Genomic DNA, 26,630 nt, shown 5'->3' on the forward strand with positions numbered 1-26,630 from the left:
GTGGCCCCCGGGCGGTGGATAAGCGGCGGGGAGCGGCCGGGGAGACGGCGGGGAAGGGAAAAGCCGCGGGCGGCCGGGCCGGCGGACCGTCAGGAACCCGGCCAGCTCCAGTCGGCCACCTCGGGCAGATCGGTGCCGTGCGCGCGGATCCAGCCGTGGTGCCGGTGGCGCACGTCCTGCATCCGCTGGCGCACACCCGCCGCCCGGGCCGCCAGGCCCGGCACCCGGTCGACGACGTCCATGGCCAGCCGGTAGCGGTCCAGGCCGTTGCGGAGCACCATGTCGAACGGGGTGGTGGTCGCCCCGCTCTCCCGGTAGCCGCGGACATGGAACCGGTCGTGCACACCGGTGCGGTGGGCGAGCCGGTGGATCAGCCACGGATAGCCGTGGTAGGCGAAGACCACCGGCCTGTCGCGGGTGAAGACCGCCTCGAACTCCGCGTCCGGCAGCCCGTGCGGGTGGTCCTGGCGCGGCATCAGCCGGGCCAGGTCCACCACGTTCACCACGCGCACCGCCAGCTCCGGCAACTGCTCGCGCAGCAGCGCGGCGGCGGCCAGCGTCTCCTGGGTCGGCACGTCGCCGGCGCAGGCCAGCACCACGTCCGGCTCCCGGCCCGGGCGCTCGGTCCCGGCCCACTCCCAGATGCCCGCCCCGCGCGCGCAGTGGGCCCGGGCCTGCTCGGGCCCGAGCCAGTCGAAGCAGGCCTGCTTGCCCGCGACGACGACGTTGACGGTGTCGGTGGTGCGCAGGACGTGGTCGGCGACGCACAGCAGGGTGTTGGTGTCCGGCGGCAGGTAGACGCGCACCACGTCCGGGCTCTTGTTGAGGACGTGGTCGACGAAACCGGGGTCCTGGTGCGAGAAGCCGTTGTGGTCCTGCCGCCAGGCGTGCGAGGTCAGCAGGAGGTTGAGGCCGGGCACGGGGGCCCGCCAGGGCACCTGGCGGGCGCTCTGCAGCCACTTGGCGTGCTGGGTGACCATGCTGGCGACGACGGGGGCGAACCCCTCGTAGGAGCTGAACAGGCCGTGCCGCCCGGTGAGCGTGTAGCCCTCCAGCCAGCCCTCGCACAGATGCTCCGAGAGCACCTCCATCACCCGGCCGTGCGGCCCCAGGTGGCGGTCCGTCGGCAGCGTCTCCCCCTGCCAGGCGCGGTCGGTGACGGCGAAGACCTCCCCCAGGTGGTTGGACTCGGCCTCGTCGGGCGCCATCACCCGGAAGTCGCGCCGCTCCTCGGTGTCCTCCAGGATCCGGCGCAGCATCCCGCCCAGTACCCGCGTCGGCTCGTGGGAGGAGGCGCCCGGCCGTTCCACCGGCACCGCGAAGGGCTCCGGGCCGGGCAGCGGCAGGGACCGCCGCAGCCGCCCGCCGTCGGCGTGCGGGTTCGCCCCCAGCCGCCGGTCCCCGCGCGGCACGCAGGCCAGCACCTCGGGACGGGGACGGCCCCGCTCGTCGAACAGCTCGTCGGGCCGGTACGAACGCAGCCACCGCTCCAGCGCGCGCAGCCGTTCCGGGTCCTCCCGTGCCCCGGCCAGCGGAATCTGGTGGGAGCGCCAGGTGTCCTCCACCGGCTCGCCGTCCAGCTCGTGCGGACCGGTCCAGCCCTTGGGGGTGCGCAGTACGAGCACCGGCCAGCGCGGCCGCCCGGTGCCGCCGCCCGCCCGGGCCGCCCGCCGCGCCGCGGCGATCCGCTCCAGGGCCTCGTCCAGGGCGGCGGCCAGCGCGCGGTGCACCCGGTGCGGCGGGGTGTCCGGCTCGGCCGTCACGTGCAGCGGCTCGTGCCCGTAGCCGCGCAGCAGGGCGTCCAGCTCCTCCTCGGGGAGCCGGGCGAGCACGGTCGGGTTGGCGATCTTGTAGCCGTTGAGGTGCAGAACGGGCAGCACCGCACCGTCGTGCACCGGATCCAGGAACTTGTTCGCGTGCCAGGAGGCGGCCAGCGGGCCCGTCTCGGCCTCGCCGTCCCCAATGACGCAGACGGCCAGCAGGTCCGGGTTGTCCAGGGCGGCCCCGTAGGCGTGCGCGAGCGCGTACCCCAGCTCACCGCCCTCCTGGATCGAACCGGGCACCTCCGGGGCCGTGTGGCTGGGCAGCCCGCCGGGGAAGGAGAACTGCTCGAACAGCCGCGCCATCCCGGCCTCGTCCCGTCCCATGTCCGGCCACCGCTCCCCGAAGGTGCCCTCCAGCCAGCTTCCGGCCAGCACCGCGGGCGCGCCGTGCCCGGGCCCCCACACGCACAGCGCGTCCAGGTCACGGGCCGAGATCACCCGGTTCAGGTGGGTGTGGACGAGGGCGAGCCCCGGGCAGGTGCCCCAGTGGCCCAGCAGCCGCGGCTTGACGTGCTCGGGCCGCAGCTCCTCGCGCAGCAGCGGGTTGCCGCGCAGATAGAGCTGGCCGGCGGCCAGGTAGTTGAGCGCGCGCCAGTGGGCGTCCAGCTCCGCGCACTCGCGGTCGGTGAGCTTTCGCTGCGTCTCCATCGGTCTCCTGGTGGGGGATCGCTTCTCGGCCCGTGGTGGTCTCCCGCCGCTCCGGGGAAGGCCGGTTCGGACCGGACCGCGCCTTCGGGCCCGGAACCCTCCTCCCCGGGCGGGGAGCGGGGCCCACCGGGCCGCCTTCCGCCGTGACCCGCACCGGCACCCGCGCCGGGGCGGGTGCGAGCGGTGCCTCAGGGGGCGTGTCCCCGTTGACCGGTGTGTCACACCCGTACGCCCCGGATGGCCCGCCCCACGCCCTCCGCCGGTGTCCGTCCCGCCGGTGGTGCCGCGGTGTGTCGCGCGCGGGAGTGCGCGCCCCCGTGCGACACACCGTGCCGGTCCTCCTGTTGCCGTGGCACCGCCGGCGGCGGCACGGTGGCCGGCGTGCTCACTCCACGGCCGGTGCCGGAGGCGGGCGCCGAGCGGCTGTCCCCGCGGGCGGCGCGACGCCCGGGAGCGGGGCGCGGAGCGGCGCCCTCCCGGAGGAGCCGGGTGGTACGGCAGGGACGCGGCGCGGCCTGCCTGACGGCGGGCAGGCCGCGGGCGGCGTCCCGGCAGGTCCCGGCGTGCGCCGGACGTCCGCCGCCCGTCGTACCGCCTCGGGCCCGCGGACGGACGCTTTGTGGATGTCAGCCGAGGACCTCGAAGGGATCCCCCGTGCGCAGGACGCCGGTGTGCTCGGGGATCAGCTTCTGCCCGAAGACCAGCGCGTCCCCGAAGCGGCGGTGCCGCGCCAGGGTGCGCAGCGGTTCCTTGCCGCGCTCGCCGGTGGTCTGGTCGGTGGTGGTCACCACGCAGCGGGCGCAGGGCTTGACGACCCGGAAGGATACCTCGCCGATCCGCACCCGCCGCCAGCCGTCCTCGGCCCACGGCGGGGTGCCCTCGACGACGGCGTTGGGCCGGAAGCGGTTCATCGGGAGCGGGCCCTCGTCCGGGTGGTCCCCCTGAGCTATCAGCAGGTTGAGCGCCTCCAGCGAGGACGCCGTGGTCAGCAGCAGCGGGAACTCGTCGGCGAGGTTCACCGTCTCGCCGGGGCGGCTGTACTCCGGATCGACCGGGCGCCGGTGCCCGGGCGCGTCGAGGTGGACCAGCCGTGCCCCGGTGCCCAGATACGCCGTCAGCCAGGTGTGGGCGCCGGGCGCCGCCTCCACCACCTCCACCTTGGTGCGCCACATCCGCGCCACGACCGTGCCGGTGGCCGGATCCGGCACCTCGACGGTCAGCGGCGGCATCCCCGGGCCGGACAGCCGGAGGCCGCCGCCGGGCAGCGGCTCGGCGGCGGCCAGCGCCAGACGCGGGTGCTCCCGCTGGGTGAGCAGCGTGCCGTCCGGGCCGGTCACCATCCAGCGACGGTCCCCCGACAGTCCCCAGGGCTCCACAGCGGCACGGGCGGTGTCGGCACCCGCGAGCGACTTCACCGGGTAGCGGACGAGTGCGGCCAGCACAGGCATGGTCATACGACCACCCTGCCACCCGGGTCGGACAGTCGGGTCAGTAACCACGCCCCTGGTACGGGTGGCCGTACGGCTGCTCCTCGTAGGACCCCGGGTACGGGGCCGGGGCGGAGGCGGGAGCGGGCATCTGCCGCGGCGGCACCGGACGCGGGGCGACCGGACGCATCTGCGGCTGCTGCTGGTTCGGGTAGCCGTAACCGCCCCGCGGCGCGCCGGCCTGCTGCGGGATGTACGGCGCGGGCGCCTGCTGCAGCGGGGCGGGCTGCTGGACGGGCGCGGGCTGCTGGTAGGCCGGAGCCTGCTGGTAACCCCGCGGCGGTGCCGCCGCCTGCGGCTGGTAGCCGGAGGGCCCGGACGGCAGCGCGGGCAGCGCGGCCGGGAGGGCGGGCAGGTAGTCCGGGGTCTCGTACGGGGACGACGGGACCCGGATGGGCGCGATCTGAGGTTTACCCCGCTCGGCGACCAGGCTGTCGTAGATCGGGGTGTCAGCGAAGGACGGCGTGGAGTAGTAACCGCCGCCGTAGGTGCTGCGGGGGGACGTCATACTCATAAGTTAAGCCCACGATGTGCCAGTTGGGGAGACCGTTAGGAAGGTCATTTCCCGGGTTCTCCGGGGTCATGAGCCGCCGCTGTGGACAAAGGGGGATTTGAGCACCCATCCCGCCCGTGGGCCGGGAGGCGGGAACGGCCTCCGCGGAAAACGGCGGTCCCCTTCCGCTTCCTCTGCGGGCTCTCCCGTCCCCGTCCGGCTCCTCCTGCCCTCTTTCCCCGTCCTTCCCCGTCCTTCCCCGTCTGCCCCCGGCCTCCTCCTCCGCCCCTGCCGGCGGTCCCGTCCGCCGTCCTGCCCCGCCCCCCGCCTCCGTTTCCCGCCGTGACGTCCCCGGGGGCAGAGCCGGGTGCAATAAGTTGTGGCTCGGCAGAGCGTCCGAAGTGCGCGAGGGCCCGGCAGCGAGGGGGAAGCATGAGCATGCTCAAAGGCACCAACGTCCCGGTCGGGGCGGAGGCCGTACGGGTCGAGGTGGGATGGCGCAGCGAGCCGGGCGTACCGGACGTGGACGCCTCCGCGCTGTTGCTGGTCTCGGGACGGGTCCGTTCGGACGGCGACCTCGTCTTCTACAACCAGCCCGGACACGCCTCCGGCGCCGTGCGCCACGAGGGCAAGCGGTCCGTGCCCGCGGAGGGGGCCGGCGGCGCCGTCACCGACACCCTCGCCGTGGACCTGGCGCGGGTGGAGCCGGCCGTCGAGACGGTCGTCGTCGCCGCCTCCGCGGACGGCGGCACCTTCGGCCGGGTGCCCGGCCTGTACGTACGGGTGGTCGACGCGGGCAGCGGAGCCGAACTGGCCCGCTTCGACAGCCGGGACGCCACCGTCGAGACGGCCTTCGTCCTGGGCGAGCTGTACCGGCGGCAGGGCGCCTGGAAGTTCCGGGCCGTCGGGCAGGGCTACGACAGCGGACTGGCCGGCCTCGCCACCGACTTCGGCATCACCGTCGACGAACCGCGGGACCCGGCGCCGGCGCCGCCCGCACCCCCGGCCGCCGCGCCCGCACCCCCGGTGCCGCCTCCGGCGCCCCCCGCGCCCCCCGCGGCACCAGCCCCTCCCGCACCTCCGCAGCCCGTGCGGCTGACCAAGGTCACCCTGACCAAGGAGGCGCCGAGGATCTCCCTCGCCAAGCAGGGCGGCACCTCCGGTGCGATGCGGGTCAACCTCAACTGGCAGGTGCACAAGCAGTTCAAGGGCTGGGGCGCCAAACTCGGCCGGGCCATGGCCATGCACGCCGACCTCGATCTGGACCTGTGCGCCCTGTACGAGCTCGCCGACGGCAGCAAGGGCGTCATCCAGGCGCTCGGCAACGCCTTCGGCGCCCTCCACCGGCCGCCGTACATCCTCCTCGACGGCGACGACCGCACCGGTGCCGTCGAGGCCGGTGAGAACCTCACCATCAACCTCGACCACAAGGAGGCCTTCCGGCGCGTCCTGGTCTTCGTCACGATCTACGAGGGCGCCCGCAGCTTCGCGGGCCTCAACGCCACCGTGACGCTCACCCCGCAGCACGGAGCGCCCGTCGACTTCTCCCTCGACGAGTGCACCGTCCCCTCGACCGTCTGCGCGCTGGCCCTGATCACCAACAACGGCGGCGACCTCGTCGTCCAGCGCGAGGCGCGCTACCTGATCCCCGAGCGGGGAGTGAGTCCGCAGCGCACGGTGGACCACGCCTACGGCTGGGGCATGCAGTGGACCCCGGGCCGCAAGTGACGCACTCCGGGCCCCGCGGGCCGTCCGCCGGAGCCGGTACCCGTCCGGACTCCCGCGGGCGGTCCGGGAAGCCGCTGCCCGTACCCTGTTCCCCGTGAAGATCGCGCTTGTGGACTCCGGCCTCGGGCTGCTGGCCGCCGCCGCCGCGGTACGCCGGGCCAGGCCCGACGCCGACCTGGTGCTGTCCAGCGACCCCGACGGCATGCCCTGGGGGCCGCGGACCACCGAGGACATCACCGCCCGTGCCCTGGCCTGCGCGCGGGCGGCTGCCGCGCTGTCGCCCGACGCGCTGATCGTCGCCTGCAACACCGCCTCCGTGCACGCCCTGCCGGTGCTCCGCGCCGAGCTGGAGCCGGCCGTCCCGGTCGTGGGCACCGTGCCCGCCGTCAAGCCCGCCGCCGCGGCGGGCGGCTCCGTCGCCGTCTGGGCCACCCCCGCCACCACCGGCAGCCCCTACCAGCGCCGCCTCATCGCCGAGTACGGCAACGGCACCGAGATCACCGAGGTGCCCTGCCACGGCCTGGCCGACGCCGTGGAGCGCGCGGACGAGTCGCTGATCGACGCGGCCGTGGCCGCGGCCGCCCGGCTCACCCCGGCCGGCGTGCGGGCCGTGGTGCTGGGCTGCACCCACTACGAGCTGGTCGCCGACCGCATCCGCACCGCCGTGGGGCCCCCCGGCGCGTTCGGCCCGGAGCCCGCCCTGTACGGCTCGGCCGCCGCGGTCGCCGCCCAGGCGCTGCGCCGGATCGGCGCGGAACCGGCTCCGGCCGCCCCCGCCACCGGGAGCCTGGCCGTCCTGCTCAGCGGCCGTCCGGCGGCGCTGACCGCCCCCGCGCACCGCTACGCCGAGGGCAGACTGCTGGCCGCGGCGGACGGGACGGCGGACGGGTCCGGGCGGACACCGGCCGAGGTGGCGGAGTAGCGGCAGGGAGCGGGGCGAGCGGGGGAGGCAGGGAAGCCGGGGAGAAGCCGTTCACGGCAGTCCGCCCTCGGACGGCCGGTGGGCCGTCGCCACCCCCGCCAGCAGGCCCGCGCCCACGGTGACCTGGTTGAAGCTCAGCGCGTTGCCCGCGCTCGCCAGCACGGCCAGCGCGGTGAGCGAGGCCCCCGCCACCAGCACCGCCGGTGTCGGCCGCGGGGACCGGTACAGCGCCAGCAGCAGCCAGCCGAAGGCGCCGCCCAGCAGCAGCACCCCGGGCAGTCCCTGCTCGGCCGCCAGTTGCAGCGGCGCCGAGTGCGGCTTGCCGTCCGCCGCCGGGTCCTGGGCCGCGGTCGGGCTCAGCTCGCCGAACCGGTCGGGACCCGCCCCGCGCACCGGGTCCGCCGCCGCCAGCGCCAGCGCGTCCTCCCAGAGCCCGACCCGGTACGTGCCGAGCCGGTCCTCCAGCACGTTCTCCACCGGACGCAGCCCGGGTGGCGCGGTGTCGTCGGCCACCACCCAGACGGCGGCCGACGCGGCGGCCGCGACCGCCGCCAGCACGGCCAGCACCGGAAGCCGGCGGTGCGCCCGGCCCGCGGTCAGGGAGAACAGCAGCACCCCGAACGCCGCGGCGCCCCCGGCCGGCGAGCCGAGCACCGGTGCGGCCACCGCGATCGCCAGGGCCAGCAGGTGCAGCAGCCGGCGCGCCGGGCCGGTCCGCGCGGAGTGGGCCGCACAGCAGGCCGCGCCCGCCGAGAGCGCCAGCAGGGCGGCGTCGGCGCCCATCCGGCCGTCCGGCCCGGTGGCGTACGGGACGCCCAGCGGGGAGTACCCGGAGGCCAGTACGATCACCGGTCCGGCCACCGCCGCCCCGGCGGGCAGGGCGGCGGGGAGCAGGGAACCACCTATCCGCCCGCAGGCGTAGCCGGCGGTCACCGCCAGCACCGCGAGCAGCAGCCCCTCCGGGCGGGCGTCCCGCCCCGCCGCGCAGATCAGGACCCAGCCGACCCAGCAGCTCAGTACCGCGGTGCCCACGGCATGCGGTGAGCCGTTCCGCTCCGGTGCGACGGACACTGTTCCGAGCGCCGGTGACGCCATCGTCTGCGAACCCCCGATACAGGCGGTCCCGCGGTGGCCGCCGGGGAGTGTCCGGGCGGCGGCGCGGGCCGTGACTTCGGAGGCCACCGTAGCCGCTGGGACCCGTCCGCGGGTATGCGCCGGCGCCGAAAAGGGTCGACAACCGGTGTCCGGCCGGTCACCCGAAGGCATGAAGGGGGCACGTAGGCTCACCGCATGGCGATTCCCGACTTCATCCGCGAACTGCGTGCGAGTGCGGGGCGGCAGTTGCTCTTCCTGCCCGGGGTCAGCGCCGTCGTCCTCGACGACGGGGGCCGGATCCTGCTGGGACGGCGGGCCGACACCGGGCGCTGGGCGATCATCGGCGGCATACCCGACCCCGGTGAGCAGCCCGCCGACGCCGTGGTCCGCGAGGTGTACGAGGAGACCGCCGTGCGGGCCGTACCGGAGCGGCTGCTGCTGGTGCAGACCCTGGACCCGGTCCGCTACCCCAACGGGGACGTGTGCCAGTTCGTGGACATCGCCTTCCGCTGCCGCGCGGTCGGCGGGCAGGCACGGGTCAACGACGACGAGTCCCTGGACGTGGCGTGGTTCGCGCCGGACGCCCTCCCGCCGCTGGACGAGTTCGCGCTGACCCGCATCGCCCGGGCGACCGAGGACGGCCCCGCGTGGTTCGAGACCGCCGTGCCGGACCCGCGCACGGGCGCCTGACACGGCGGCGCGGCCCGCCGGGCACCGCCGGGCGCGTGAAAAAGTGTGCCAAGCAGTGAGGGAAACGGCTCGCCCGCCACCCGGTGCGTCAGCCGCGTGGACGAATCCGGTCAGTACGGGCCGGGCCCGGCGGGGAAGTCGCCGCCGAACGCCAGCACCGAGGACACCCTGCCGTCGCGGCGCCGCAGTTCGGTGAGGCGGGGGACCAGGTGCGTGTCGCCGTCGTGGGCGGTGTACTCGGCGTAGCCGCTGACGAAGGCGCGGTCGTCCACGACGGTCACGCCGACGTGGTCGTGCCGTACCGCGGCGTGCCGGCGGGCCACCGTCTCGACCGCGGCGACGGCGGCGGCCCGTCCGGTGGTCTCGGGCCCGTCCCCGAGCCGGAACCGGCAGTCCTCGGTGAGCAGCCCGCCCAGCGCGGCGGTGTCCGCCGCGTCGAGCACGCCGAAGAACTCGGCTGCCCAGCCGGGGATCCGCACGGGGTGCTCGGCGAGGTGCTTCAGGTGGAGCACGCCCTCGCGGATCATCCGGGCCGCCTCCTCGTCCGGCAGGGGGTCGGTGCCCGACCGGGGCCGCCAGTCCATGCGGTACCCGAGCGTCACGCCGTCGGGTCCGCGGCGCAGCGTGTTGTGGAACGCGCCGGTGTAGGTGGCGTTGTCGACGTGCTCGAACACCACGTCGACGCCGTCGTCCAGCGGGATCTCGCGGATCCTCTCCCGGATGGTCAGCGGTACCGGGAAGGGCTGGAACATCTCGCGCAGGAGGTGGTCGCCGGTCCGCTCCAGGATCCTGCTGCGGGTCACCGGCACGTACTTGCGCGGCCGGTCGATCTTGTCGGTGAGCAGGGCGCGGACCTCCTCGTAGGAGGCGTCGACGACCGTGCTGTACGAGGCCTGGGGCATGGGGTGCTCCTTGTCCGTTCGTCCGCTGTGCCGGAGGGGGCGGCAGGGCTCCCGCAGCCGGTCCCGCGAGCTGTGGGGGGTGGCTCTCTCCGGTTTTTGTGTAACGCACTTTATAAATTACTTTACACGATGCGGTGTGGTCGCCGGACGCGGATGGCATAGGGTTGCCATGATCGAAGGGGAGGGTGAGATGGCCGTCCAACCGACCACGAGGTTTCCGTACCTGGTCTGGATGCTGTCGAACACGCTCAACCAGCAGATCGAGCGGGCGCTGCGGCCGCTGGGCCTGACGCAGGCGCAGCTGGCCGCCCTCGCCCAGCTCTCGCTGGAGTCCGGCGGACTGTCCGGCGCGGAGCTCGGCCGGCGTGCCGGAGTGACGCCCCAGGCGATGTCCGCCTCGCTGGCGTCGCTGGAGAAGCGGGAACTGGTCCTGCGCGGCCCGCACCCGACGCACGGCAGGGTCATCGAGGTGCGGATCACCGATGCGGGCCGTGAGCTGCTGGAGCGCGCGAAGGCGTGCACGGAGCCGGTGCACGAGCGGGCGGTGGCGCTGCTGGACGGGAAGGAGCAGGGGGAACTGCGCCGACTGCTGCTCCGGACGATGGCGGCGCTCGACATCCCGTACCCGCGGGACCTCCCGGAAGGCGGCTGAGCCCCGGCGGCGGATCCCCGCCGCACCGCCCCCGTCCGCCGGGTGCCGGTGGAGCCCCTGGCGGCGATCGCCGGCAGGGGGCGTAGGAGCGGACCGACTCGTCGAGCCGGGGGAGACCGGTCGTCCGGCCGGCCGTGCCCCGCGCGGGCCGGAGGTGAACCGCATGCCGAACTCCCGCGTCGGGCGGGTGGGTCCGCCATGCCGCCGGGTCCGTCGGGGCGCTGGGGGCCCGGCCGGAGCGGTCGGGGACGACCGTGCGCTGTTCATGTCCCCACGCTGCCGCCCCCGCGCGCAGCGGCGGGAGCTGTGGCGGCCACCGCGCGCGTCGGCGCGGGCCTTACGCCGCCAGCCGCGCGAGGTCGTCGGCGACGGCGATGCCCAGCGGCGCCTCGGTGGGTTTCCCGTTGTGGGTGATGATGACGGCGGTCAGCGGCCTGCCCTCCTCGGCGGCGGTGGCGAACCGCCAGACCACCTCGGGGGCGGTCGTCCCGCGGGACAGGTGCTCGACCCGCTCGATGCCCTCGGAGAACCGGAGCGCCTCCTGCACGGGGGCGTCCTCGGCCAGGCCGTCGTGCCGCCGCATCTGGTCGGCCACCCACCGGGCGACCGTGTTCGTCGTCAGCAGTCCGACGTAGGCGCTGCCGTCGTACACCGGTACCTGGGAGAAGTCGTTCTCGTACATCTTCTCCAGCACCCGGCGCACGGACTCGCCGGGGGCCACGGTCACCGGCCGGCCGCGCTGCCCGAGGGCGGCCAGCACGAGCTTCGGGCCGAGGAGTTCGTCCCGGAGCCGCCGTACGGCCGCCACGGCGGCCTCGGTCGGTTCCGCCAGCGGCTGGTCGTTCAGGTGCCGGCCGTGGGTGAGGGCGTTCCGGAGCTCCGCGAGCGGCAGGAGCTCCCGGTACTGCCTCGGGTTCAGGCGTCGGCCCCGCTTCGCCTGGTACTCGTCGAGCATCGCCCGGAAACCCTGGTATCTGTCCTCCTCCCGGTACAGGCTCTGCCGGAGGTGCGCCTCGATGTCGTTGAAGGCGGACATGAACAGGTCGTACGGGCGCTGCGCCATGGGGAGTCTCCTCCTGCCGTGCTCACCGGCCGCCTCCTGGTGCCGGGCGGCCGGACATGGAGCGGAGGCTATTCCTCCGGTCTTTCTCGCGGTTCACCGGCCCGGTGCCCGCCGGGGCCGGGGAGGGCGCCTTCCCCGGTGGCCGCGCCGAGTACGCGGAGCACGCTGGTGCGCAGGGCGTGCTCCGCCTCCGGGGCGGACAGGCGGCCGGTGTCCTGTTCCTCGCCCGCGGTGTGGGCGAGTCCGATGGTGACGGCGACCAGCCAGTCGAGTGGGAGCCGGTCGTCGAACTCCCCGGTCTGCCGACCGCGCCGGAGCACCGCACTGATCCGGTCGGCGATGGGTGTGTGCCGGTCCCGGTCGGCCTGCGGGCCGACCAGGAGTGTGCTGATCTGCCGCAGCAGCGCGGGGTGGCGGCGGGCCGCTCGGCCGGCTGCGTCAAGCAGGCGCAGCAAGGCGTCCGCGGCCGGCCCGGTGTGAGGGTCGGCGGCGTCCATCACGGCGGCGACCTCCTCGGTGATCCGGTCGGCGACGGCCAGCAGCAGCCGTTCCCGGGAGGGGAAGTGGGCGTAGACGGTCTGCCGGGTCACGCCCGCCGCACCGGCGATCGTCTCCAGGCTCGCGTCGGGCCGGGCGTCGAGAACACGTAGGGCGGCGTCCAGGATGGCGGCCCTGCTGCGGCGGGCGTCGGCACGGCGGTTGTGAACCGGGGAGGAGGGCATCTCTTACACCTTGTCAGAATTGCCGGGCGGCGCATGTCTTACAGGTCGTAAGAGATCGCAGGGGCCAACTGAACAGGAGTGCCATGCGCCCACGTGTCGGCACCGATCCGAAGCGGTTCATCGCCGACTTCTACACCTCCTTCACCGAGGAACTGCTGCGGAGCGACGAGGACGCGGCGCTGATCGTCGACCGCTACCACACTCCGGACGTCATCCAGGTCGCCGACGGACACCGGATCGACCGCGACAAGCTCATCGCGCACACCCGTCCCGTGCGCAAGAACCGGCCCGGCAGCCGAATGGAGGTGCACGAGGCCCTCGCGGACGGCGACCGGATCGCCGCCCGCTACACCCTGCACGTGCGGCAGCGCGGCAAGGATCTCGTGATCGAGGTCTGCTTCTTCGGGCGGTTCACCGAGGACGGACGGATGCGCGAGGCGCACCTGCTCATCCGTACCGCCCCCACTGCGGGCCCGGGACAGCCGACCCCTGACGCGCCGGACGGGAAGAACACACCGGGGGACCCGGCGACCGGCACCTGAGCACCCGCCCCGGCCCTCGTGCCCCTGCACCGCCCCTGTGCGACGGAGGTTGCCGTCCCGGAAGGCCCTGCCCGCGGCCGTTCGCGAGGCGCGCGTGCGGGGCGGTAGCCTCACGCGGCGGGAGCGGGCCGCGACCGGGGGACGAGACGCGGGGGTGCGGGTGGGGAACGGGCTGCGCGCCGCGTGGATCGCGGCGCTGACCGTCGTGGTGAGCGCTGCGGGTCTGCTGGTCGCGCTGGCCGCCAATGCCGCAACGGGGCAGGAGCGCTGGCCGGGTGTGCTGGACGTGCTGCGGCGGCATCCGTGGCCTGCCACCGGTCTCCTCGCCGCCGTCCTGGTGGCGGGTATGGTGGCGCTGTGGTGGTTCCAGGACCGTCCCGGCGCCGTGCCGGACGGCGACCCGCCGCCCCCGCCGCCCCCCGAGGTGCCCGGCTGGGTGGTGGACCGCGCCGAGAGCGCCCGCGTGGTCGCCGCCGTGTGCGACGGGCGCCGCACGGTGGGCATCACCACCACCCTGCACGGCGCGGGCGGCTTCGGCAAGACGACGCTGGCGCGGGTGGTCTGCGCCGACCGCCGGGTGCGGCGGCACTTCCGCGGCCGGGTCTACCTGGTCACCCTGGGTCGGGAGGTGCGGGGACGGGCCGCGATCGCCGCCAAGGTCGCCGAGGTCACCGCGTTCGTCACCGGCGACACCGCCGCCTTCGACGACCCGGACACGGCCGGCGCCCACCTGGGGCGCCTGCTGGATGCCCGCCCCCGCACCCTGCTCGTCCTGGACGACGTGTGGACGCCCGAGCAGCTCGCCCCCTTCCTCTCCGGGGGCAGCAGGTGCGTGCGCCTGATCACCACCCGCGTTCCCGCGGTCCTGCCCGGCGGCCCCGGCGACGCGTCCGTCCCGGTCGACGAGATGTCGCTCGCCCAGGCCCGGAAGGTGCTCACCCACGGCCTGCCCTCCCTGCCCGAGGAGACGGTGCGGGCCCTGCTGACGGTCACCGGCCGCTGGGCGCTGCTACTGCGCCTGACCAACCGTCTGATCGCCCAGGAGATTGCCGCCGGCCTGCCCCCGGCCGGTGCCGCGTCCGGCGTGCTGGAGCGCCTGCGGCGCGGTGGGCCGGCCGCGGTGGACGGCCCGTGGACACCGCTGGACCCGGACGATCCCGCCCAGCGCGCCACGGCGGTACGCGCCACGCTGGAGGCGGCCACCGGCCTCCTCCCGCCCGGCGGCCCCGAACGCTTCGCCGAACTGGGCGTGTTCGCCGAGGACGAGGCGGTCCCCGTCCCCCTCGTCGCGAAGCTGTGGCGGGCCACCGCGGGACTGGCGGAGCACGAGGCGCGGGAGCTCTGCCGCATCCTGCACGGACTCTCCCTGCTCGGCCTCGACCCGGCCGACGGCGGACGGATCACCCTGCACGACGTCATCCGCGATTACCTGCGCGCCGGACTCGGCCCCGACCGCCTGGCCGCCCTGCATGGCACCCTGGTGGATGCCGTCGAGGCCGCCCTGCCCCCGGCCGAGCCCCTCACCCCCGCGCTCCACGCCGCCTGGTGGACACTGACCGACGACTACCTCCTCGACCACGCCGTCGCCCACCTGCTGGCCGCGGACCGCACTGTCCGGGCCGAGGCACTCGCCGCCGACCTCCGCTGGATCGAAGCCCGGCTGCACCGGCGCGGCCCCTCCGCCCCCTGGTCCGACCTGGATCGCATTCCCACCCATGAGGCCGCCGCCCGAGCCCGCGACCTCGCCCGGGCCGCCCACCTGCTCACCCCCACCGACCCCGCCCACGCCCTTACCGCCGTCCTGCACAGCCGCCTGGAGCCGCTGCCCCGCTGGCACGCCCAGGTCACGGCCCGGCGCAACCAGCCGGACCAGATGGAGCACCCCGCCCTGGTCAACCACTGGCCCCCGCCCGACCTGCCTCCCCGGGCGCTTGTTCGCACTCTGGCTGCGGGCCCCAGTTCGGTGACAGCCGTGGCGTTCTCCCCGGATGGAAACCGGATTTTTACCAGCAGCATTAACGGGGTGGTACGGATCTGGGATCGGGCCACTGGTGCTCTCGTTAGCACCCGCAGACGCAATAAAGCCAACAGGGTCGAGAAATCAGGGAGAGTGGCGGCATTCTCCCCGAATGGAACCTGGCTGGCCGTTGCCGACCGGAATGGAACGGTGCGGCTCCGGAATTGGGGGAGCGGTGATGATGTCGCTGTCTTGGTTGGACACACTAAACAAGTGGATGCGGTGGCCATTGCTCCAGATGGCACCTGGTTAGCCACCGCAGGCAAAGGTGACAAGGTCGTTCGCCTTTGGGACCGGAACGCGAAATCTCAAATTGCCGCTTTTGGTGTGTATGTCAGATCATTGACTATCTCCCCGGATGGGGGGATCTTGGCTGCTGTCGATCGGAATGGCGCGGTGCATTTCTGGGACCGACGGGGCAACCCCAGCCCTGCTCCCTTTCCCGCCGCCGGAGTCGGGGAGAGAGTTGCCGCGCTGGCGTTTTCTCCGGATGGGGAATCGCTGGCTGTCGCTGCTTGGAACAAGGAAGTGCGAATCTGGAACCGGCGGACGGGCGAGATCACCGCAGCTCTCGATGGACCCGTCGGCAGAATAAGAGGGCTGGTCTTCTCTCCAGACAGCTACTGGCTGGCCGCCGTCGATGGAAGCAGAATGGTGCGAGTTTGGAATTGGATCACGGGCAGGTCCGTCACTGTTCTTCCTATGCCTTCCGCTCCGGTGCAATTGCCAGCCTTCTCACCAGACAACACCTGTCTGGCCGTTATCGCCTGGGATGGGACGGTGCGGATTTGGGCACCGGCGGTTGGTGAGGCTGACGCAACTCGCGACCGGCCCTTCGTTCCGGTGCGGGCAGTGGCGGTTACTCCAGACGGGGCGCGGATTATCGGAGTCGCCAGAGATGGAACAGTGCGGGTTTGGGATCGAGAGAAAGGTCGTGTTCTTAACACCTTCGAGCGGGCCACTGGGTGGAAAACGGAGAGGGTGCTGGCGCTCTCTCCGGATGGGGTATGGCTGGTTACTGTTGGCCTGGGGCGAGTAGTCCGTGTATGGAACTGGGCGTCCGGTGAGGTCGCCGCCAATTTCGATATAGCCGTTCGGCAGATAAGGAGACCGGCATTCCTCCCGGACGGCTCCTTGGCTGTCGGCTACGACGAGGAGGGGAGACTGCGGATATGTGACCGGGAATCCGGTGAGGTCACCACCGTCCTTGGTGAGCCCAATGGTCGAATACGGGTACTGGCGTTCTCCTCGGATGGTCTATGGGGCGCTGGTGGCGATGGCATTGGACCGCTACGGGTGTGGGAACGGAGGAGTGGCGGCACCGTCGGAGTCCTCGGTAGAGGAGTTGGTTCGGTGACCGCGCTGGCGTTCTCCCCAGACGGCGCCTGGCTCGCCGTCTGCCGCAGCGGAGGAACCCTTCAGATCTGGGACCGGTTGCGGCGGCGCTTCGCCGCCCTGATGCGGGTTGACGACCGGCTGCGGGACTGCGCCTGGACACCCGACGGCCGGGAACTGGTGGCGGGTGGCGACCGGGGTCTGTACTCCTACGAGTTCCGCCCCGCCGCCCGCCCGTCGGACACCGGCGGCGTCCCCGGCTGACGGACGGGTGGCCGGCGTCCGGACTGTGCGCGACGGGCGGCTCGGCGTCACCCCGTTCCGCTCCCCGGCAGCCCCGGAGCGGGGCGCCGTCCACACCGAGGCCCGGGCCCTGGCCGCCTTCCTGGACGAGGGCGTCGACGACGTGCGCGTCACCGCCGCCGACGGCTGAGCACGCGGTGCCGGTCCGCCGTGGAGTCGGCGGGCCGGGGAGGCTCAGCCGGTCTCCCGCCCGTCGTGGGCCGTGCCGCCGGACGGGGACAGGCAGCGGCGCACCAGGTCGAGGGTGCGGTCGGTCACGGTGCCCGGCGGGGCGCCACGCTCCACGGCGGCCAGGGCCGTGTGCAGCATCCCGGCGATCAGGTCCGCAGTGAGCGCGGGGTCGGGGACGCCGATCTCCCGTACGGCGGCACGGAACGGCTCCACCTGCTCCAGGTGGAGTTCCATCAGCCGTTCCTGGCAGGCGGGCGGCAGACCGGCGCCCATGAGGGCGGCGGCCGGACGGTGCGCACCCTCGGCGCCCAGCCGCAGGCTCTCCCGGAAGAACGCCTCGACGCGTTCCACCGGCCCGCTCGCCGCCGCCATGGCCGCGGCGAGTGCCTCGTTGGAGCGCCGGAACGCCTCTTCGGTGATGGTCGCCAGCAGGGCCGCCGAGGAGTCGAAGTACTGGTACACGCTGGAGCGGGCCAGCCCCGCCCGGGCGCCGACCGCCGCCGGGGTGACGGCGGCGGCGCCCTCGTGCACCAGGAGGTCGATCGCCGCCCCGATCAGCGCCTCCCGCTGCCGGGCGCGGTGTTCGGCGACGGTGGAGGCGTTGATCTTCGGCATGCGCGGCGGACTCCGGGGTGGCGGGCGGGGCAGGGAGCGGTACGCGCGGCCCACGGCCCCGGTCAGGACAGGCGGCCGTCGACCATCTCGTGCACCCGGTCGGCGGCGTTCATTATCGCCGTGTCGTGGGTGACCATGACCGTGGCCGTGCCGTGCTTACGGGTCTGCTCGGTGATCAGCCGCACGGCCTCGGCCGAACGCACCAGGTCCAGCGCGGAGGTGGGCTCGTCCACCAGCAGGACGGCGGGGGAGGTCATCAGCGCGCGGGCCAGCCCCGCGCGCTGGCGCTCGCCGCCGGAGAGCTGGTGCGGCCGGGAACCGGCGCGGTGCGTCAGCCCGACCGCCTCGACGAGTTCGTCGGCCCGGGTCCGGGCCGCGCCGTCGAGGCGCCCGTCGATGTGCAGGGGCAGCAGGAGCTGTTCCCGGACGGTGAGGGAGGCCAGCAGGTTGGACTGCTGGAAGACGAAGCCGATGTGGCGGCGGCGGGCCGCGGTGCGCTCCTTATCCGACAGCGCGGTCAGTTCGGTGCCGGCGACGCGGACCGTGCCCGAGACGGGCCGCTGGAGGCCCCCGGCGACGGCGAGGAGGCTGGACTTCCCGGCGCCCGACGGGCCGACGACGGCGACGAACTCCCCGGCCGCGACGGCCAGGCTGACGTGGTCGAGGGCCGTGACGGAGGCGTCGCCGTCCCCCAGGGTGAGGGTGACGCCGGTCAGCAGCAGCCCGCCGGAGTCCGTGGCGCCCGGGGTCGGCCCGGTGGCCGGCGGCGGTGGAGGACGTGGTCATCGGGCGGCTCCCAGAGCGGTCAGGGGATCGACGGCGGTGATACGGCGGACGGCGACGACGGCGCCCACGGTCCCGAACCCGATGAGGAGCCCGGAGGAGGTGGCGACGGCCGGGGCGGACAGGGAGAACGGCGCCTTGCCGGTCATCGCGCTCCCCAGCGCCAGGCCGACGGCGGTGCCGACGGCCGTCGCGCCGACGAGGACGGCGACGACCTGGGCGAGCGCGTCGCGCAGCACGTACTCGGTGGGCGCGCCGAGCGCCTTCAACAGGGCGATCTCGGGCTTGCGCTGCACGGTCCAGACGGTGAAGAAGGCGCCGACGACGAGCGCGGAGATGGCGTACAGGAATCCCTTGATCAGGGTCATCGTGCTCGACTCCGCCGTGTAGCCCGGGGACGCGCCGTAGGCGGCCTCCTTGGTGTCGGCCCGGGTGCCGGTCGCCTTCTCCACGGCCGTCACGGCCGAGGCGTCGGCGCCGTTCTCCAGGGTCAGGGCGACGGCCGTGGCCTGCTGCCGTGCGGCCTCGGGCAGCTTGCCCGGCAGGCCGTAGTGCAGGTGGCGCCAGGTGTCGAGATCGGTGTAGGCGACGCCGATGTGACCGTAGGAGACGGTCTCGTCGACCAGGCCGACGACGGTCAGCCGCACCTCGCTCTTGTCCGCTGTGAGGACGTCCCCGATCTCCACCCCCAGGTCGGTGATCTCCCGGGTGATGACGATGCCCGAGCTCCCCTCCGCCAGGCTCCCGCCCTCGGTGGGGTCCGGGGCCAGCGGGGAGTCCGGCACCATGCCGAAGACGGCGAGATTGACCTGCTCGCCCTTTTTGGCGCCCTCGGTCACCTGGGCGTTGGCCAGGGTGTTCCCGAACGGCTCCGCCCGCTCCACGCCCGGTGCCGCCGACCACGCCCGCCAGTCCTCCCGCTCCACGGTGGAACGGGAGAACTGCTCGCTGGTCGCCTCCTCGTCGAAGGCCATGTGGGTCACGGGCAGGGCGCGCAGACCGGATATGCCGGCGTCCGCCAGTCCGGAGGCCAGCCCGGACAGGAGCACACCCAGTACGGCGATGAGCGCGACCACCGCGCCCATCAGGGCGAAGCGACCACGGGCGAAGCGCAGGTCGCGTAGGGCAAGGAACACGGGAACTCCGAGCGAAGAGGGGTGATGAGGGCACGGCGGCAGGGCACACCGCCGCCTGTTGCTTTGCCGAACCTTGACGACGCGAGTGTCGGCACCCTGGCGTGCGGCCGGGGGACGCGGGTGGGGGGCGGGTGAGTGCACTGAGGTCACCATGAGCCGGCGTAAGTCCAGCTACAGCACCGGGACGGGCGGCGGGTGCGTCGAGGGTCACCGACTGCCCCGGCAACGTCCACGTGCGGGACTCCAGGGACATGTCCCGGCCCGGCCTGACGGTCGCCCCGGGCGCCTGGGCGTCCTTCCTCGGCCTGGCGTCCAGCTCCGACGTCTGACCTCGTGCAACGCACCCGCGCTCTGTGCCCCTTACGATCGCCTGCCATGGCCACCTTGATCGTGACCGTCGTGCTGGCGTTCGTCGGCTACCTGGCGACCTACCTCAACAGCCTGCGGCTGTCGCAGAGGCAGGCCCGGCTGGAGCGCGTCAACAAGCAGCTCAGCGAGTTCTACGGACCGCTGTTCGCGCTGGTGGAGGTCAACACCCGTATCTATCGGGCCTACTACGAGAAGCACGTGCGCTCCGACGGCCGTCACTTCACTCTCCACGACACACCTCCCACGGAGGAGGAACTGGCGGAGTGGCGTACGTGGACGACGACCGTCTTCATCCCCAGCATCCGGGCGATGCGGGAGGTGGTGGTCACCAAGGCCGACCTCCTGATCGAGGAAGAGGTGCCGCAGGTCCTGCTCGACCTGTGCGCGCACGCCTCCGGCTACGAGATCACCGCCGCGCGCTGGGAACGAGGGGACCGCACGGAGTACCTGGCGGTCATTCGCTATCCCGGCGACGAACTGCGGGAGTACGTCCGCGACCGCTTCACGTGGCTCAAGAGCGAGCAGGCGAGGTTGCTGGGCCACTCGGCCACGGGCCGCCGACGTGGGGTCATCGGCCGTCGTTGATGACTCCCGCAGTGCATGGCTGCTGCCGGTGCAGTTCTCACGCCGCCTTCGAGTCGATCACGATCTGTGCACCAGAGGGAGTGGCGAGATACGGCAGAATGTCCGCCTTGGTCGCATAGTCGCGATCTCCTTCGCCCACTCGCCATGCGCCGCTCAGAGGCCGCAGGCGGGAAGCTCAGTTGGACTTCCCCGTGCCGTTCTCTCTGGCGATGCAGGTGAACGGGTCGAAATCGACGGCCAGTTCCAGCAGGTTCTTGAAGCCGTGGGCTTCCAGTCCGGTGAGCATCAGGGACCTGCCTCCGGGGAGTCCTGCTGCGGGCGGGACATCGGCTTGGGATTCCCGGCGGCCTGGGGTGGCGTCCACCGCCCGGCCGTGATTCTGGCATTCAGCCACAGCCGCGCCCGGAAGTGTGCGTGCCCGGCGCGTGGGGACGGTCCCCTGTGGGTGACCGGACGCCCCGGGGGTTCATGACGGCCACCCGGAACGTTCATGTCGCAAGAACTCCATGGATTTCCGGTTGTTACGGAAAACCTCCCCCGCGACGGAAGTGATGGGTCATCATGAGCATGCACCGACAGTAGTGGTGCACCAACGGGGGGTTGGTGTGAAGTTCGCCGAAATCATGCGTCAGACGCCGTGGGCCGTGGTCTCCCTGGTGGTCCTGGCGATCGTGCTGGCTGTTCTCCCCGTCACGCTGCTCCCGGGCGGCGCGTCGGCGGTGCACACGGTCATCGCCTCGATCGGCAGCATCGTCCTGCTCGTCTTCGCCCTGTTCAGCCTGGTGCGCGACACCTTCACGGCCTGGCAGCTGGTCAGCGCGCTGAGCCTGCTGGTGGTCGTGCTGTCGGGTGCGCTGCTCGTCTGGCGGTACGTCGAGCAGTCACGTTCCCTGACCGTGACCGACAGGGTGAAGCTCACCTCGGTCAAGGGACAGCAGGCCGGTCCGGAACGGATGGAGAACGGCTCGGTAGCCCACCTCGCCGTGCGGGTGCCCCGGCCCCGCGACCGGCTGCGCCTCACCATCGGCGCCGACGAAGTGGGGAACGGGCAGTGCGCCCCCGTCAGTTCCCTGCGGCTCACCGGGGCCGGGATCGACGGACACCAGGAGACCCGCCCCGGCCGGGAGGCGCTGATCGGCCTCGACAGGAGTGAGCGGCGTGCCGACCTGAAGGTGGAGCTGAAGACCAGATCCGGATGCCTGCTTTCGCTCCATGTGACGAAGGCCGTCCTCGAGAACCACTGATCCACGGGAGTCATGATGAGATCGATGATCCGGCTCGCCGCCGCGGCGCTGTGTGGGGCGCTCACGCTGACGGCCGCCTGCACCCCCGGCGAGAGCCCGGACGACCGCCCCTCGGAATCGTCCGTCCCGGTGCCCCCTTCCCCGGAGCGGTCCGGATGGAGGGGAGTCAACATCGCTGTGAAGTACGACCAGCCCGGCTTCAACGTAGAGGACAACAACACGCGGAACCGGGCCGGTTTCGAGAACGACCTGGCGCACTTCCTCAGCCAGGAGCTGGAGTTCGAGGGCATGGCCTTCACCGACGTTCCCTCCAGGGAACGCGAGAAGGTCCTGGCCCAGAGCACGGCCGATCTGGTGATCGCCACCTACTCCATCACCGCGGACCGCGACAAGGAGATCGACTTCGCCGGACCGTACTTCCAGACCCGGCAGGGGCTGCTCGTCCGCTCCGCCGACGACTCCATCAGGTCCTTGAAGGACACCGACGGAAAGATCATCTGCACCGTCCAGGGCTCCACCTCCGACACCCACAACTCCAAGCCCTCGACCCGGGAGCAGCTCGCCAGGCTGATGCCCGATGCGACGATCCGGCCCGAGCAGGACTACTCCGACTGCGTCCGGCAGTTGCGCAGGGGGAACATCCATGCGGTCTGGACGGACCAGGCCGTCCTGTACGGGTTCATGGAGGTCCACGACGACGTCAAGGTCGTCAAGGGCCTGGAGATCGGCTCGCCCCAGCTCTACGGAATCGGCATCCCGGAGGGCCGGGAGAAGGAGTGCAGGCAGGTCGCCGAGAAACTGCGCGAGTTCATCACCTCCGCCCACTGGCGGGGGTCCTTCCGGAACCACTTCCCCAAACTGGCCGACGAGGACAAGCAGTTCGAGCAGCACTACAAGCCGGCCGTCTCCGACATCGACGCCTACTCCTGCTCGAAGGACTGAAGCCGCGCCGCCCTCGTTCCTGGTCCGTTTTACCAAGAAAAGTGTGCCAAGCGGTGCACAGAACGGAGACGAACGGGCAAAAACTCCCGGCTCCGGGACGGGTCGTGCCCTCTGAGTGAAGCGCGCCGACGGGGCGGAGACGGCCGCGAGGCTGCTGCTCGACCTGGCCGGCCGGGCCGGGCCGCCGGCCGGGCTCCGCCGCCGGCTTGGTACGGTGCGCGGGTGGCGTCGTCCGAAGGCCGTGTGCGGTGCCCGACGGGAGGGCCGGGCGGCGGTGCGGGCGTCGGAAGTACCACGTGCGATGGCCGCGGCCGTGTCGACCGCCGCGTCACTCGGCCTGGCGGCCGACGACGCGATCGTCCTCCAGGACTCGAACAGGCTCACGCTGCGTCTGCTGCCCTGTGATGTCGTGGCCCGGGTGGCGCCCGTGGCGCAGCAGGCCGCGCGGTTGGAGATCGAGCTCGCCCGGCGGCTCGCCGGAGCAGGGTGCCCGGTGGCCGCTCCCGAACCCCGGGTGGGGCCACGCGTCCATGAGTGGGACGGCTTCGCGGTCACCCTGTGGACCTACCACGGACCCGTGGCATCCCGGGAGATCTCGCCGGCCGACTACGCCCGCGCGCTTGAGCGGCTGCATGTCGGCATGCGGGGACTCGACATCCCGGTGCCGCACTTCACGGACCGGGTCGAGCAGGCCCGACGCCTCCTGGCCGACCCCGACCGCACCCCGGCCCTCGCCGACGCGGACCGGGAGCTGCTCGGCGACACGCTGCGAAGCCTGGGACGGGCGATCGGCGAGCGCGGCGGCGCCGGGCAGCCGCTGCACGGTGAGCCGCATCCGGGCAACGTGCTCGGCACGGGGAACGGGCCGCTCTTCATCGACCTCGAGACATGCTGCCGGGGACCTGTCGAGTTCGATCTCGCCCACGCGCCCGAGGAAGTCGGCGCGCACTACCCGGGGGCCGACCGGGCCCTGCTGCGCGAATGCCGGATCCTCGTACTGGCGATGATCACGACATGGCGCTGGGACCGGGACGACCGGCTCCCCGGCGGGCGCGAACTGGGCACGCAGTGGCTCGGCCGGATCCGGTCGGCGCTCGGCTGACCGTCCTCGTCTCCGCGCGGCCGCCCGCTCCCGGGCGCCGGGGCGCTCGCCGGGGCCGGGGTGTCCGGCAGCGGGCGGGGGCGCCGCCGCGGTGCCCCCACCCGGGCGGGGACGCTACCCGGCCGGTTTGAGCGGGTCGTGCCCGAGCGTCATCAGCCGGTGGCGCCAGTTGGACTGGCCCGCGGTGGGCTCCATGTCGGCGCCCCGCTCGGCGGTGACGGTGTCGACGACCTTGCGCATGACGCGGAGGTCGTCGTCGGTGAGGTCCACCCGGCGCTTGCCGAGGATCTCCAGTACCCGGCGGCCGTTCTGGGTGCCCGCCTGGTCCGGCAGTTCCTCGGTGGTCTCTCCCGCGGACCGGGTCATGAGCCACTCGTTCAGCTCGCGCGAGGTCATGTTCACCACGGTGTGGAACTCGCCCCACAGCTCGTCCAGCTCCTGAGTCGAGATGTCGGCCACTTCTGTCTCCTTTCATCCCGTACCGTCCGGTTTTCCGGCTGCGGCGGAAGGAAACGGGTCCGCCACGTCCGCCGGGACGTCCGCTCCGCCGGTATGTCCGCCCCCGGCGGAAAGCGGGGGAGTCGCCGGGGGAGTCAGGAGTGAACGGGGAAGTCCCGGGTACAGAGCCCGACCGGTGGGGCATCGCCGGGAGCGGGATATTCTCCCTGCGTCCGCGTTTCTCGGGCCATGATCGCTTGTCGGGAGCGCTTGTCAGGAAGTGACACTGTGGGGGATGCCAGGTTCGACCTGTCCGCCTTGAGCCTCAGCGAGATGGTGCGCTGCGGTGCGGAACTGCGGAAGGCCGCCCGGGAGGCCGCGTCCATGGAGGAGGCGGCGCAGACCGTGGCCGACTTCCTGTACCGCGGCATGACCGACGCCGGGGGCCGCCGGGTCTGCCCTCTGGTGCGGCTGTTCGTGACGCGGCGCTGGGACGCACTCGGCCCGGAGGACCGCGCGGCGGCGCTGGTCCGGTCGGCCCGGCCGGGCACGGGCCCTCCCGCGCCGGACACCCGCTGCCTGGCCCTGGTCGCCTCCCGGGGCTCCTACCCTCCCTGGCAGGACCCGGACACCGGCGCCGAGCGCTTCGCCCTGCCGGTGTCCTCCCCGGAGGCCCTTCAGCAGGTGCCGCTGCTCTCCCGGCTCATCGAGCGGATCGGCACCGGCGGCGGTCCGGAGCAGGGGGAGGGGGCCGGCGGCCCGCTGCCGTCCCGCGACCGGTTCGAGGCCCTGCAGATCACCGACGACGCCCGTACCCGTGAGCTGTGGGGCCGGGAGTTCGTCGCGGAGTACGGCATCCGCTCCGCCCTGGCCTTCGGCGGCCCGCTGCCGGACGGCGAACTGTTCGCCGTCCTCGTCTTCTCCCGCGTCCCGCTGCCCCCGCGGACCGCCGAACTGCTCCGCACGGTCGCCGTGAGCACCCGGATGGCGCTCATCCCCGGTGGCCCTCAGCCGCCGGGCGGAACCGGCGAGCAGCCGGTGCGCGAGCGTGCCGCCGCCACGGAGGCGCTGCTCGGAGCGCTGGAGGAGTCCGTCCAGCGGCAGGCGGCGCGGCTGGAGACGCTGGTGGCGGAACTGAGCGCCACCGCGCGGGAACTGCGCGACTCGCAGCGGGAGCTGCAGCGGCGCGAGGAGCAGCTGCGGGAGGAGGCGGACATCGTCGAGACCCTGCAGCAGGTCGGGAACGCCCTGGCCGCGGAGCTGGACCTCGACCTCCTGGTGCAGCACGCCTCCGACGCCGCCACCCGGCTGACCGGGGCGGCCTTCGGCGCCTTCTTCTACAACGTCACGGGCGAGACCGGGGAGTCCTACCGCCTGTACGTGGTCTCCGGGGAGGACCGGTCGGCCTTCGACCGCTTCCCGCTGCCCCGCAACACCGAGGTGTTCGAGCCGACCTTCCGCGGTGTGGGCGTCCTGCGCTCCGACGACATCACCGCCGACCCGCGGTACGGCCGCAACGCGCCGTACCGGGGCATGCCCGAGGGCCACCTGCCGGTCCGCAGCTATCTCGCCGTCCCCGTGGTCTCCCGCGGCGAGGTGCTGGGCGGTTTCTTCTTCGGCCACCCCGAACCCGGCATGTTCACCGAGCGGCACGAGCGGCTGGCCACCGGGGTGGCCGCGCAGACCGCCGTGGCGCTGCAGAACGCGCGGACGTACCGGCAGGAGCGCGCTGCCGCCACCGAGCTGCAGCGGCACCTGCTGCCGGTGCTCCCCCAGGTCGAGGGCCTCGTGCGGGCCTCCCGCTATCTGCCCGCCACCCGCGGCACGGAGGCCGGCGGGGACTGGGTCGACCTGATCCCCCTGTCCGGCGGGGAGGTGGCCCTGGTCGTCGGGGACGTGATGGGCAAGGGCATCCGGGCCGCGGCCGTCATGGGGCAGATCCGTACCGCCTGCCGCGCCTACGCGACCCTCGGGCTCGCCCCGGCCGAGGTGCTGCGGCAGCTCAGCACCCTGGTGGACGACATCGCCCCCGGACGCATCACCACCTGTGCCTACGCGACGCTGGACGCGGACCGCGGCCGGCTGCGGGTGGCCGTCGCCGGTCATCTGCCGCCCGCACTGCGCGACGCGTACGGCGCGGTGCGCCTCCTGGACGAGCGGATCGGCCCGCCGCTGGGCGTGGGCAGGCACGGTTACACGGAGCAGGAGGTGCCGTTCCCGCCCGGTGCCCGGCTGCTGCTGTACACCGACGGCCTCGTCGAGCGCCGGGAGCGGCCCATCGACGCGGGGCTGGGGGAGCTGCGGGAGCTGCTGGCCGGGGCGACCGGGGAGATCGAGGCCGACTGCGACTCCTGGCTGGAGGCCCTCACCCGCGGCGGCCGGCACGACGACATCGCCATGCTCTGCGTCCACCGGCCCGCCGCCGCGGAGGAGGACGGCCGGGCCGTGGTCGTCCGCGAGTACCCGCCGGTGTCCGACGCGGTCCCGGTCGCCCGCCAGGTGGTGTCCGACACCATGCACGGCTGGGGTCTGGGGCGGCTGGCGACCGACATGATGCTCATCGCGGACGAACTGGTGGCCAACGCCGTACGCCACGCCAGGACGCCGCTGCGCATGGAGCTGCGCCGCGCCGAGGACAGGATCGTGCTCGAGGTCACGGACAGCAGTTCCGAGGAGCCCCGGCTGGTGACCTCCGCGCCCGGGGAGTTCGGGCACCGGGGGATCTTCCTGGTCGACGCCATCGCGGCCCGCTGGGGGACCCGCCGGGTGGCGGGCGGCAAAGTGGTGTGGGCGGAGGTGGCCGCGTGAGCGGTACCGCGGGGT

The 26,630-nt window shown here is 73.4% G+C and carries 21 protein-coding genes and 4 pseudogenes; 13 read left to right on the forward strand and 12 right to left on the reverse strand.

Features of this window, described 5'->3' with window-relative positions:
* Nucleotides 1-89 precede the first annotated feature (89 nt).
* From V1L54_RS15450 to V1L54_RS15460, 3 genes are all read right to left on the reverse strand, one after another.
* The gene (locus V1L54_RS15450; RefSeq protein ID WP_330118563.1) at nt 90-2,471 is read right to left on the reverse strand and encodes a phosphoketolase family protein; all 2,382 of its coding nucleotides are present in this window, start codon (nt 2,469-2,471) and stop codon (nt 90-92) included.
* A 626-nt stretch (nt 2,472-3,097) separates the two neighbouring features.
* Nucleotides 3,098-3,925 carry an MOSC domain-containing protein gene (locus tag V1L54_RS15455; protein ID WP_330118564.1) on the reverse strand — a complete coding sequence of 276 codons (828 nt, stop codon included), beginning with the start codon at nt 3,923-3,925 and terminating at the stop codon, nt 3,098-3,100.
* 34 nt (nt 3,926-3,959) lie between these two features.
* Nucleotides 3,960-4,466, reverse strand: a complete 507-nt coding sequence (locus V1L54_RS15460) for a DUF6643 family protein (RefSeq protein WP_330118565.1) — start codon at nt 4,464-4,466, stop codon at nt 3,960-3,962.
* 417 nt (nt 4,467-4,883) lie between these two features.
* Between V1L54_RS15460 and V1L54_RS15465 the strand changes: the two genes are divergently transcribed.
* Nucleotides 4,884-6,179: a TerD family protein gene (locus V1L54_RS15465; RefSeq protein ID WP_330118566.1), complete on the forward strand. Its 1,296-nt coding sequence runs from the start codon at nt 4,884-4,886 to the stop codon at nt 6,177-6,179.
* A gap of 94 nt (nt 6,180-6,273) precedes the next feature.
* On the forward strand, nt 6,274-7,101 hold the full coding sequence (locus V1L54_RS15470; RefSeq protein ID WP_330118567.1) for a glutamate racemase: 828 nt from the start codon (nt 6,274-6,276) through the stop codon (nt 7,099-7,101).
* Between the two features lie 51 nt (nt 7,102-7,152).
* Here the strand turns inward: V1L54_RS15470 and V1L54_RS15475 are convergent, their stop codons facing one another.
* Nucleotides 7,153-8,172, reverse strand: a complete 1,020-nt coding sequence (locus V1L54_RS15475; protein ID WP_330118568.1) for an O-antigen ligase family protein — start codon at nt 8,170-8,172, stop codon at nt 7,153-7,155.
* Nucleotides 8,173-8,391: 219 nt separating this feature from the next.
* Here V1L54_RS15475 and V1L54_RS15480 point away from each other — a divergent pair, with 219 nt between their 5' ends.
* On the forward strand, nt 8,392-8,886 hold the full coding sequence (locus tag V1L54_RS15480; RefSeq protein WP_330118569.1) for an NUDIX hydrolase: 495 nt from the start codon (nt 8,392-8,394) through the stop codon (nt 8,884-8,886).
* Between the two features lie 110 nt (nt 8,887-8,996).
* Here V1L54_RS15480 and V1L54_RS15485 read toward each other — a convergent pair whose 3' ends face one another.
* Complete coding sequence (locus tag V1L54_RS15485; RefSeq protein ID WP_330118570.1) at nt 8,997-9,788, reverse strand: nuclear transport factor 2 family protein; 792 nt, start codon at nt 9,786-9,788, stop codon at nt 8,997-8,999.
* A 190-nt stretch (nt 9,789-9,978) separates the two neighbouring features.
* On the opposite strand from V1L54_RS15485, the gene V1L54_RS15490 reads away from it, so the two are divergent.
* Nucleotides 9,979-10,440, forward strand: coding sequence for a MarR family winged helix-turn-helix transcriptional regulator (locus tag V1L54_RS15490; protein ID WP_330118571.1), 462 nt, complete (start codon nt 9,979-9,981; stop codon nt 10,438-10,440).
* Between the two features lie 337 nt (nt 10,441-10,777).
* On the opposite strand, the gene V1L54_RS15495 is transcribed toward V1L54_RS15490, so the two are convergent.
* Nucleotides 10,778-11,503, reverse strand: coding sequence for a CBS domain-containing protein (locus V1L54_RS15495; protein ID WP_330118572.1), 726 nt, complete (start codon nt 11,501-11,503; stop codon nt 10,778-10,780).
* Between the two features lie 68 nt (nt 11,504-11,571).
* Nucleotides 11,572-12,225 (reverse strand): TetR/AcrR family transcriptional regulator, encoded by a 654-nt coding sequence (locus V1L54_RS15500; protein ID WP_330118573.1) that lies wholly within the window; start codon nt 12,223-12,225, stop codon nt 11,572-11,574.
* Nucleotides 12,226-12,308: 83 nt separating this feature from the next.
* Here V1L54_RS15500 and V1L54_RS15505 point away from each other — a divergent pair, with 83 nt between their 5' ends.
* From V1L54_RS15505 to V1L54_RS15515, 3 genes are all read left to right on the forward strand, one after another.
* A complete protein-coding gene (locus tag V1L54_RS15505) occupies nt 12,309-12,767 on the forward strand; it encodes a nuclear transport factor 2 family protein (protein ID WP_330118574.1) in 459 nt (152 codons plus the stop codon).
* 160 nt (nt 12,768-12,927) lie between these two features.
* The gene (locus V1L54_RS15510) at nt 12,928-16,383 is read left to right on the forward strand and encodes an NB-ARC domain-containing protein (protein WP_330118575.1); all 3,456 of its coding nucleotides are present in this window, start codon (nt 12,928-12,930) and stop codon (nt 16,381-16,383) included.
* 25 nt (nt 16,384-16,408) lie between these two features.
* The gene (locus V1L54_RS15515) at nt 16,409-16,552 is read left to right on the forward strand and encodes a hypothetical protein (RefSeq protein WP_330118576.1); all 144 of its coding nucleotides are present in this window, start codon (nt 16,409-16,411) and stop codon (nt 16,550-16,552) included.
* Nucleotides 16,553-16,596: 44 nt separating this feature from the next.
* Here V1L54_RS15515 and V1L54_RS15520 read toward each other — a convergent pair whose 3' ends face one another.
* From V1L54_RS15520 to V1L54_RS29495, 4 genes and pseudogenes are all read right to left on the reverse strand, one after another.
* Nucleotides 16,597-17,208, reverse strand: coding sequence for a TetR/AcrR family transcriptional regulator (locus tag V1L54_RS15520; RefSeq protein ID WP_330118577.1), 612 nt, complete (start codon nt 17,206-17,208; stop codon nt 16,597-16,599).
* Nucleotides 17,209-17,270: 62 nt separating this feature from the next.
* A pseudogene (locus V1L54_RS15525) lies at nt 17,271-17,994 on the reverse strand (ABC transporter ATP-binding protein).
* Between the two features lie 2 nt (nt 17,995-17,996).
* Nucleotides 17,997-18,359 (reverse strand): annotated as a pseudogene (locus V1L54_RS29490) (FtsX-like permease family protein); the annotation flags it as partial.
* Between the two features lie 96 nt (nt 18,360-18,455).
* Nucleotides 18,456-19,280, reverse strand: a pseudogene (locus V1L54_RS29495) (ABC transporter permease); the annotation flags it as partial.
* A 56-nt stretch (nt 19,281-19,336) separates the two neighbouring features.
* On the opposite strand from V1L54_RS29495, the pseudogene V1L54_RS15535 reads away from it, so the two are divergent.
* From V1L54_RS15535 to V1L54_RS15555, 5 genes and pseudogenes are all read left to right on the forward strand, one after another.
* Nucleotides 19,337-19,456, forward strand: a pseudogene (locus V1L54_RS15535) (DUF397 domain-containing protein); the annotation flags it as partial.
* Between the two features lie 46 nt (nt 19,457-19,502).
* A complete protein-coding gene (locus V1L54_RS15540; protein ID WP_330118580.1) occupies nt 19,503-20,081 on the forward strand; it encodes a hypothetical protein in 579 nt (192 codons plus the stop codon).
* Nucleotides 20,082-20,704: 623 nt separating this feature from the next.
* On the forward strand, nt 20,705-21,325 hold the full coding sequence (locus V1L54_RS15545) for a hypothetical protein (protein WP_330118581.1): 621 nt from the start codon (nt 20,705-20,707) through the stop codon (nt 21,323-21,325).
* Nucleotides 21,326-21,340: 15 nt separating this feature from the next.
* The gene (locus V1L54_RS15550; RefSeq protein ID WP_330118582.1) at nt 21,341-22,267 is read left to right on the forward strand and encodes a transporter substrate-binding domain-containing protein; all 927 of its coding nucleotides are present in this window, start codon (nt 21,341-21,343) and stop codon (nt 22,265-22,267) included.
* A 301-nt stretch (nt 22,268-22,568) separates the two neighbouring features.
* The gene (locus tag V1L54_RS15555; protein ID WP_330118583.1) at nt 22,569-23,369 is read left to right on the forward strand and encodes a phosphotransferase enzyme family protein; all 801 of its coding nucleotides are present in this window, start codon (nt 22,569-22,571) and stop codon (nt 23,367-23,369) included.
* A 114-nt stretch (nt 23,370-23,483) separates the two neighbouring features.
* Here V1L54_RS15555 and V1L54_RS15560 read toward each other — a convergent pair whose 3' ends face one another.
* Complete coding sequence (locus V1L54_RS15560) at nt 23,484-23,819, reverse strand: DUF3140 domain-containing protein (protein WP_443076646.1); 336 nt, start codon at nt 23,817-23,819, stop codon at nt 23,484-23,486.
* Between the two features lie 276 nt (nt 23,820-24,095).
* Here V1L54_RS15560 and V1L54_RS15565 point away from each other — a divergent pair, with 276 nt between their 5' ends.
* Nucleotides 24,096-26,615, forward strand: coding sequence for a SpoIIE family protein phosphatase (locus V1L54_RS15565; protein WP_330118585.1), 2,520 nt, complete (start codon nt 24,096-24,098; stop codon nt 26,613-26,615).
* The last annotated feature ends 15 nt before the right edge of the window (nt 26,616-26,630 follow it).

It is taken from the genome of Streptomyces rubellus (genome assembly GCF_036323805.1).
In the GTDB taxonomy this organism is placed as follows: Bacteria; Actinomycetota; Actinomycetes; order Streptomycetales; family Streptomycetaceae; genus Streptomyces.

Bases quoted from the DNA above. Each gene is read 5' to 3' on its own strand.
- V1L54_RS15450 (WP_330118563.1), bottom strand. From the start codon at position 2,471: ATGGAGACGCAGCGAAAGCTCACCGACCGCGAGTGCGCGGAGCTGGAC.
- V1L54_RS15455 (WP_330118564.1), bottom strand. From the start codon at position 3,925: ATGACCATGCCTGTGCTGGCCGCACTCGTCCGCTACCCGGTGAAGTCG.
- V1L54_RS15460 (WP_330118565.1), bottom strand. From the start codon at position 4,466: ATGACGTCCCCCCGCAGCACCTACGGCGGCGGTTACTACTCCACGCCG.
- V1L54_RS15465 (WP_330118566.1), top strand. From the start codon at position 4,884: ATGAGCATGCTCAAAGGCACCAACGTCCCGGTCGGGGCGGAGGCCGTA.
- V1L54_RS15480 (WP_330118569.1), top strand. From the start codon at position 8,392: ATGGCGATTCCCGACTTCATCCGCGAACTGCGTGCGAGTGCGGGGCGG.
- V1L54_RS15485 (WP_330118570.1), bottom strand. From the start codon at position 9,788: ATGCCCCAGGCCTCGTACAGCACGGTCGTCGACGCCTCCTACGAGGAG.
- V1L54_RS15490 (WP_330118571.1), top strand. From the start codon at position 9,979: ATGGCCGTCCAACCGACCACGAGGTTTCCGTACCTGGTCTGGATGCTG.
- V1L54_RS15495 (WP_330118572.1), bottom strand. From the start codon at position 11,503: ATGGCGCAGCGCCCGTACGACCTGTTCATGTCCGCCTTCAACGACATC.
- V1L54_RS15500 (WP_330118573.1), bottom strand. From the start codon at position 12,225: ATGCCCTCCTCCCCGGTTCACAACCGCCGTGCCGACGCCCGCCGCAGC.
- V1L54_RS15505 (WP_330118574.1), top strand. From the start codon at position 12,309: ATGCGCCCACGTGTCGGCACCGATCCGAAGCGGTTCATCGCCGACTTC.
- V1L54_RS15520 (WP_330118577.1), bottom strand. From the start codon at position 17,208: ATGCCGAAGATCAACGCCTCCACCGTCGCCGAACACCGCGCCCGGCAG.
- V1L54_RS15540 (WP_330118580.1), top strand. From the start codon at position 19,503: ATGGCCACCTTGATCGTGACCGTCGTGCTGGCGTTCGTCGGCTACCTG.
- V1L54_RS15545 (WP_330118581.1), top strand. From the start codon at position 20,705: ATGCGTCAGACGCCGTGGGCCGTGGTCTCCCTGGTGGTCCTGGCGATC.
- V1L54_RS15550 (WP_330118582.1), top strand. From the start codon at position 21,341: ATGAGATCGATGATCCGGCTCGCCGCCGCGGCGCTGTGTGGGGCGCTC.
- V1L54_RS15555 (WP_330118583.1), top strand. From the start codon at position 22,569: ATGGCCGCGGCCGTGTCGACCGCCGCGTCACTCGGCCTGGCGGCCGAC.